This is a genomic window from Streptomyces sp. WAC06614 (assembly GCF_003949795.1).
In the GTDB taxonomy this organism is placed as follows: Bacteria; Actinomycetota; Actinomycetes; order Streptomycetales; family Streptomycetaceae; genus Streptomyces.
This window is the reverse complement of the sequence record NZ_RPRY01000022.1, coordinates 37,385-43,749: the sequence shown is the minus strand read 5'-3', so window position 1 is coordinate 43,749 and position 6,365 is coordinate 37,385. Positions and strand designations below refer to the sequence as shown.

Below are 6,365 nucleotides of genomic sequence, written 5' to 3'. Positions count from 1 at the left end.
GGCGGGGCCTGCTCCGGCCCGAGCCGGAGCAGGCCCCGCCCGCCGAGGAGCCGCCGCCCGCCGCCGAGGTCGTCGCGGAGGCCGCCCGCCCGGCCCCGCCGCGGCTCGCTCCGGCGGCGCACTTCCGGGTCCGCCCCTACCACTCCGTCGCGCTCCGACGCCACGGTCCCGACGGCCTGTCCACCGTGATGCTCATGGTCGTCGTCACCACCCCGGCCGTCCTCGCGGCGGCCGCGCTCCGGCCGCGCTCCAAGAGCCGCGGCTGACCGCGGCCTCCGCTCCACCGGCGTCCGCTCCCCGGACGTCCGCTCCACCGCTCGCACCGCAACACCCGACGGGAGACCCCTCGTGTCCGAATGGCTGGTCCTGGCCATCGCCATGGTGCTCGTCTGCGCCCTCGTCCTCGCCTTCACGGCGATCCGGCACCGCCGGGCCGCCGAGGACGAGGACACCAGTGAAACGCCCGACGTCATCGAGTACATGACGATGATGGTCGGCGTGGTCTACGCGATCGTCCTGGGCCTGGCCATCGCCGGCGTGTGGGAGGCGCGCGGGGCCGCCGAGGACAGCGTGCGGCGCGAGGCGCAGGCCCTGTACGAGGTCACGCAGCGCGCCGACGTCTACCCGGCCGCCGTCCGCGACCGCATCCGCGGCGAGGTGGACGCCTACGTCGCCCACACCGTCGGCGTCGACTGGCCCCGGATGACCGCGGGCGAGGCACAGACCGCCCAGGGCGCCGAACTCCTCGGCAAGCTGCGGGCCGACGTCACCCACCAGAGCCCCACCACCGAACTCCAGGCGCAGGCCTACCAGCCGCTGCTGGACCAGATCGCGGTGGCCGACGACGCCCGGCACAACCGCACCCAGAGCGACGAGACCACCCTGCCGGGCGTGGTGTGGTTCGGGCTGCTCACCGGGGGCGTGGTCACCATCGGGCTGATCTTCACCTTGCAGATCCGCCGGTCGGCCCGTGAACTGCTGCTGGCCGGCCTCTTCAGCGCGCTGATCGTCTTCCTGCTGTTCCTCGTCTGGAGCTTCGACGCGCCCTTCGGCCGGGACGGAATCGATTCGGCGGCCCCGTTCGCCGACCTCTTCCCCGCCCTCTCCCTCGCCTCCGGCGGGTGAGGGAGAGGCCGGCGTCGGCCGGGCTCAGGCTCCGGTGTCCGTCCGTTCCATGATCCGGCGCTCCTGCGCCGTCAGCGGCGGGGCCGTCGGCGGCACCCGTCGGGGGCCGCGGGCCACGGCCAGGGCCACCTCGGGCCGCAGCAGGGCGGTCGTCGGGCGGGACAGCGTCATCACGTCGAACAGCGCCCGCGACACCAGCGGCCGGCTGGTGGCCGTCAGCATCAGCCGGTCGACGTAGCGGCGCAGCGCCACCGATGCCCGGCCCGGCTGCCGGCCCCGGGCGCCCGGGTAGAGGATGTCCTGCGCCGTGGCCAGGTCCCAGGCGGTGGCCACGGGCCGGGCCACGGCCCGCTGCACCCGCCGGGCCAGGCCCGGAGCGGTCAGGCCGTGCTCGCGCAGCTCGGTGCGCAGGCCCAGGACGCCCTGGGCGGCCACCGACATGCCGTGCCCGTACACGGGGTTGTACGTGGCGACGGCGTCACCGACGACCACGAAGCCCTCGGGCCAGTTCCGGATCCGCTCGAAGAACGAGCGCTGGTTGACGGTGGCCCGGGTGACGACCACGTCGGTCAGCGGCTCGGCGTGCGCGATCAGCTGGCCGACCACCGGGTGGCGCACGCCGCGCGCGAAGGCCTCGAAGTCGTCCGTGGCCGCAGACGGCTGGCCGCCGCGGGTCCCGGACAGGGTCACCAGCCAGCGCCCGTCCTCGATCGGCATGATGGTCGCCGTCTGCCCGGGCACCGGCACCCGGGGGTCGGACTGGACGTTGACCAGCGGATAGGCCTCGGCGCCGGGCGGGGCCTGGAACATGCGGCTGGCATACGTCAGGCCGGAGTCCACCTCCTCCCGGTGCACGGGTCCCACGCCGAGCTCCGCCAGCAGCCGCGGTGCCCGGGAGCCGCGGCCGCCGGCGTCCACGACGAGGTCGGCGGACAGCGTCCGGGTGGCGCCGTCGGCCTCGCGGACACGGACCCCGGTGACCCGCTCGGCGCCGCCCTCCAGCCCGAGCAGCTCGGCCTGCTGGAGCACGGTGACCTCGGGCAGCAGCATCACCTGCTCGCGCAGGGTCCAGTCGAGCAGGTCCCGGCTGCACGCGATCAGGAACTGCGTCTCGGGGAAGCGCCCCAGCCAGCCGCTCGCCGACATCGACACCAGGCCCGTCGGCAGCGAGATCCGCCGTGCGCCGGCGGCCAGCCAGCGGGCGGTGGTGCCCGGCACCAGCTCCTCGATCGCCCGGGCCCCGCCCGACCACAGCATGTGCGCGTGGTGGGCCTGGGGCAGGCTGCGGCGCGGGGCCGGTCCCTCGGGCAGGACGTCGCGTTCGACGACGGTGACCCGCTCGGCGTGCTCGGCGAGCGCGGCGGCGGCCAGCATGCCGGCGAGTCCACCACCGACCACCACGGCGTGCCGGCCGGCGCGGGCGCCGCGAACCTGTCTGTGTGCTTCGCTCATCGGGGAAGGCTTCCTGTGGGGGCCGCGTGACGGCGGACCGCTTCGACTACGGGGGAATGACGCAGCGCGTAGGAGATGCGGACCAGGTCGCGCGGCCCCTCGCTCGGATCGGGGGCCGGGTCCACGTCCTCGGCCAGCAGCAGGCCCTCCGGGTCCGCGGTGCGCGCCTGGACGGCGGCCGCCACCATCGCGGCGTCCGCGACCGCCCGGGCCGTCTCCTCGTCCCCGCCCAGGTGCCGGGCCTGGGCGTACGCCTCGGCGCGGCGGGCCTGGTCGAAGTAGGGGCCGAGGTGCAGGAAGCCGTCGTGGATGTCCGACTCGCGCTGGAGGATGCGCAGTTCGGCGGGGGACCACCAGGACATCCGCACGCCCGGGGTGCTCAGCGGGCCGGCCTTCTGCAGTTCGTGCCACAGGGTGCCCAGCCGGCGGTACGTCGCCCAGGTCTGCCAGCTGTCGGAGACGCGCTGGCAGACCAGCGGCACGATGAACCCGATCGCGCTGATCAGCGCGCCGACGGAGGCGATCGGCGGGGCCACGTAGGTGCTGAAGTAGTCGAGGTCGACGCCCAGCCAGACGCCGAACACGGCGGTGAACTTGGTCGCGTCGTAGCTGAGGTTGAAGAAGTAGCCCACGACGATGACCGCCAGCCCGGCCCGCAGCCAGCCGCGCACCTGGAGCGACCAGCGCAGGCACAGGACCACCATCACCACGGCGGCCACGGTGTGCGCGGCGAGGTAGAGCACGATCATCTCGCGGATGTACGGCGTGGTGACGTAGTACGTGTCCAGGTCCCGCAGCCGTTCCTCGGGGGCGTCCCCCAGGGCGAAGAGCACGATCAGGGCCACCACCACGGCCCCGTAGCCGAGGATCCAGCGCCGGGAGATGCGCCGGGTCTCCTCGGGCGGGCCGCCGCGCCAGTTGACGATCAGCACGAGGCAGGAGGCGCTGAACGCGGTGATCAGGCAGTACACCAGCGGGGCGGAGACGTTGGGGATGCCCGTCCACCGGTTGACGGCGGCGATGGTGGGCGGCGCGGCGAAGGTGAAGACCGAGCCGGCCAGGAAGAGCAGGGCGCACACGGACCGCAGCAGCGGGTCGCGCCAGTTGCGCCGGAGTGCGGGCAGCTTGAAGGCGAGGGAGATCGCCATCGCCGCCGCCGGGATGTAGTAGTCCGAGCCTTTCAACGGTCGACCCTGTGCCCCCGGTACCCGAGGGACGCCTCGATGCGGCCGGCCAGTTCGTCGCGGTGCGCGGGCGCCCGGCTGGCGGAACCGGCCAGCCAGGGGCGGCACTTGCTGCCCAGCAGCAGCCCGAAGGTCTCGGCCTCGGTCTCCTCCCGGACGTCGGCGCGGGTGCGGGCCGCCACGCGGCGCACGGTCTCGCTGATGTCGGCCTCGTCGGACAGCAGCCGGGCCGCGACCGCCGCACCGTCCACGTGGTGGCTGCAGTGGCCGGCCTTCATGTGCCACAGCTCGTGACCGAGGATCACGAGCTGGTGGTCGGGGGCGGTGCGCTCCTCGATGACCACCAGGTCGCGGTCGGCCAGGTCCAGCCACAGGCCACTGGCGGTGCCCGCCGGGAACGCGGCCATCCGGAACTCGACCTTGCGGCCGCGGTGCTTGCTCATGCCGTCGCACAGGGCGGCGTAGAGGTCCACGGGCTCCACGGGGGCGGCGAGCGTGATGCCGGCCACCAGCTCCCCGCACAGCCGCCGTTGCTCTCTGCCTATGCTCACCGTTCTCCCCGTCGGCGCGGATCCGGATCAGGACTTGAGGGATCAGACCCAGGCGGGCGACCGGGTCAGGACTCGTTCGGTTTGACGCTTTCCAGGAGCATGTCCAGCCATTCCGCCACCTTGTCCCGGTGTTTGTCGCTGGGCAGTTGGGCAGCGCGCCAGGCGATGCCGCGCACTCCGTGGTTCTGCAGAAGTCTCGCCAACGGATCGTCCACCGAATCGCTTTCCGCCGGTACGGTTTCCCGTTCTCGCTCGCGCTCCCGCTCCCGACCTGCGAAATCCTGGAGAAGCTGCTGTTCGGTGCGCAGCAGGGCGTCGTTGAGCGCCTCTGCATCATGTGCGGTCAGGAATCCGGAATGGACGCCGAAGAAACGCTGGATCGCGTCGCAGTGCTCCATCGTGGGGCGGCGGTCGCCGTTGATCAGCGCACCGGCCTGCTGGCGCGACATCGCGGCGCCGTCGGCGATCTCCTGCTGGGTGTAGCGCCGGCCGTTGGGCTTGACCCGGGTGCGCCGCAGCAGGTCCAGGCGCTGCAGGAAACGGGCCTGGAGGTCGGGCTCACCGGCGGGACGGCCCTCCAGCAGGCTCTTGACCACGTCGACCGGGACCCCGGAGGCCTCCGAGAGCCGGCGTAGGTCGAAGACCTCGTTCTGGTCGCGTCCTAGCTTGTCCGCGAGTTCGGCCACCCGCGTGACGGTGGTCGCCAGGGGCACGCTGGCCACCGCGACGGGAGCCGGGAAGCCGTCTGTCACCAGTGGTTCTCCTAGATCGCGCGGGGCCGGGTCAGGGCACGGGACGGGCCCTTGGAGGCTAGCCGTTTCCCGGTACGAGGACTAGAACTTGCCACAGCTGTGGCGCGAACAAGCCGTCAAGAGGCTGGAATTGCCACAATAGTTGACACTCGAATGATTGCGGTAGCAGGATCGCCACACGGAAATGAAGATCCAGACCGTGAGAAGGGGGAGCTCTCGGTGCCACATCTCGCAGCGGTGGGCCCGTCCGACGGCCTCTCCCGGGTGGCCGGTGACGAGCGCCTGACGGGTGACGAGCACGGAGTGCGCGGTGCAGTGCGCTCGGAGCGACGCAAGGAGATTTTGCGACAACGGCGCGAGGAGCTGGGCCTGAGCCAGGAGGACGTCGCCGCCCGCCTGCGGATCAGCGTGCGCGCGTACGGCAACTGGGAACGCGGCCTGGTCAAGGAATGGACGGACCGCAAGCTGCTGGCCCTGGCCGAGGCCCTGGAGATGAGCGAGCGCCAGTGCTTCTGGCTGTTCCGCATCATGGTCGACCGCGACCCGCCGCCCACCTGGCACGCGGCCGAGGAGAACCGACTGCCCGACGACCCGGCCCAGCGCGACTACCTGCGCGACTACGCCGCGCTGATGGAGGCCGTGCCCTACCCGAGCTTCCTCGTCGACCACCGCTGGGACGTCGCGCTCACCAACTCCGCCTTCGACCAGCTCTTCCAGGCCGTCCGGCCGCACCCCACCGCGCTGCCGGACGACAACTTCCTGCGGTTCGTGCTGTTCCACCCGGACGCGGCCGCCGTGCTGGACGACCACGAACCGGCCTGGTGCGTGCCGCTGCTGGCCCAGTTCGCCACCGCGCTGGCCGCCGACCCCGACGACGAGGGGCTGCGCAGCATCCGCCAGGAAGTGGCCCGTGACCCCTTCATGGAGGCCGCCTACCGCTACGGCGTCCCGCACTGGCTGAGCACCTACGGTGCCGAGGCCGCCGAACGCGACGGAGCGGTGCTCGCCGTGCGCCACCCCGACCCGCGGCTGGGCGTCTCCCGGTGCCGGATGGTGGCCGAAAGCAGCCGTCAGCTCGACGCGATGGGACTCACCCGGATCACCCTGATCCTCTCGGCGCCGCAGGGCCTCCCGGCCGGTCCGGTGCCCACCACCGCCCTGCGCCCGCAGGCACCGCGGCTGCGCGCCGTACCGTCACCGGCCGAGTGATCCCGCGGCCGCCGGCCCTGGGACACTGGTGCCGTCGTGCCGTGCTCCGACGGTCCGTGCCGTGCCCGCGGGCACGCCGCGGGCCGTGCGCC

6 protein-coding genes and 1 pseudogene are annotated in these 6,365 nt (G+C 73.0%); 3 read left to right on the top strand and 4 right to left on the bottom strand.

Annotated features, from left to right (window positions below; genetic code table 11):
* Window positions 1-266: pseudogene (locus EF918_RS05210) on the top strand (hypothetical protein); the annotation flags it as partial.
* Window positions 267-348: 82 nt separating this feature from the next.
* Window positions 349-1,125: a DUF4239 domain-containing protein gene (locus EF918_RS05205; RefSeq protein ID WP_125641455.1), complete on the top strand. Its 777-nt coding sequence runs from the start codon at window positions 349-351 to the stop codon at window positions 1,123-1,125.
* Window positions 1,126-1,149: 24 nt separating this feature from the next.
* Here the strand turns inward: EF918_RS05205 and EF918_RS05200 are convergent, their stop codons facing one another.
* The 4 genes from EF918_RS05200 to EF918_RS05185 all read right to left on the bottom strand — a co-directional run bounded on the left by EF918_RS05200 (window position 1,150) and on the right by EF918_RS05185 (window position 5,064).
* A complete protein-coding gene (locus tag EF918_RS05200) occupies window positions 1,150-2,577 on the bottom strand; it encodes an FAD-dependent monooxygenase (RefSeq protein WP_125641452.1) in 1,428 nt (475 codons plus the stop codon).
* Window positions 2,574-3,761, bottom strand: a complete 1,188-nt coding sequence (locus EF918_RS05195) for an MAB_1171c family putative transporter (RefSeq protein WP_125641449.1) — start codon at window positions 3,759-3,761, stop codon at window positions 2,574-2,576. The genes EF918_RS05200 and EF918_RS05195 overlap by 4 nt, the downstream gene beginning before the upstream one ends.
* Window positions 3,758-4,312 carry a toxin-antitoxin system, toxin component gene (locus EF918_RS05190; RefSeq protein ID WP_185921600.1) on the bottom strand — a complete coding sequence of 185 codons (555 nt, stop codon included), beginning with the start codon at window positions 4,310-4,312 and terminating at the stop codon, window positions 3,758-3,760. The genes EF918_RS05195 and EF918_RS05190 overlap by 4 nt, the downstream gene beginning before the upstream one ends.
* Before the next feature lie 65 nt (window positions 4,313-4,377).
* Complete coding sequence (locus EF918_RS05185) at window positions 4,378-5,064, bottom strand: helix-turn-helix transcriptional regulator (protein WP_125641446.1); 687 nt, start codon at window positions 5,062-5,064, stop codon at window positions 4,378-4,380.
* 219 nt (window positions 5,065-5,283) lie between these two features.
* Here EF918_RS05185 and EF918_RS05180 point away from each other — a divergent pair, with 219 nt between their 5' ends.
* Window positions 5,284-6,273 (top strand): helix-turn-helix domain-containing protein, encoded by a 990-nt coding sequence (locus EF918_RS05180; RefSeq protein ID WP_260609804.1) that lies wholly within the window; start codon window positions 5,284-5,286, stop codon window positions 6,271-6,273.
* Window positions 6,274-6,365: the final 92 nt, after the last annotated feature.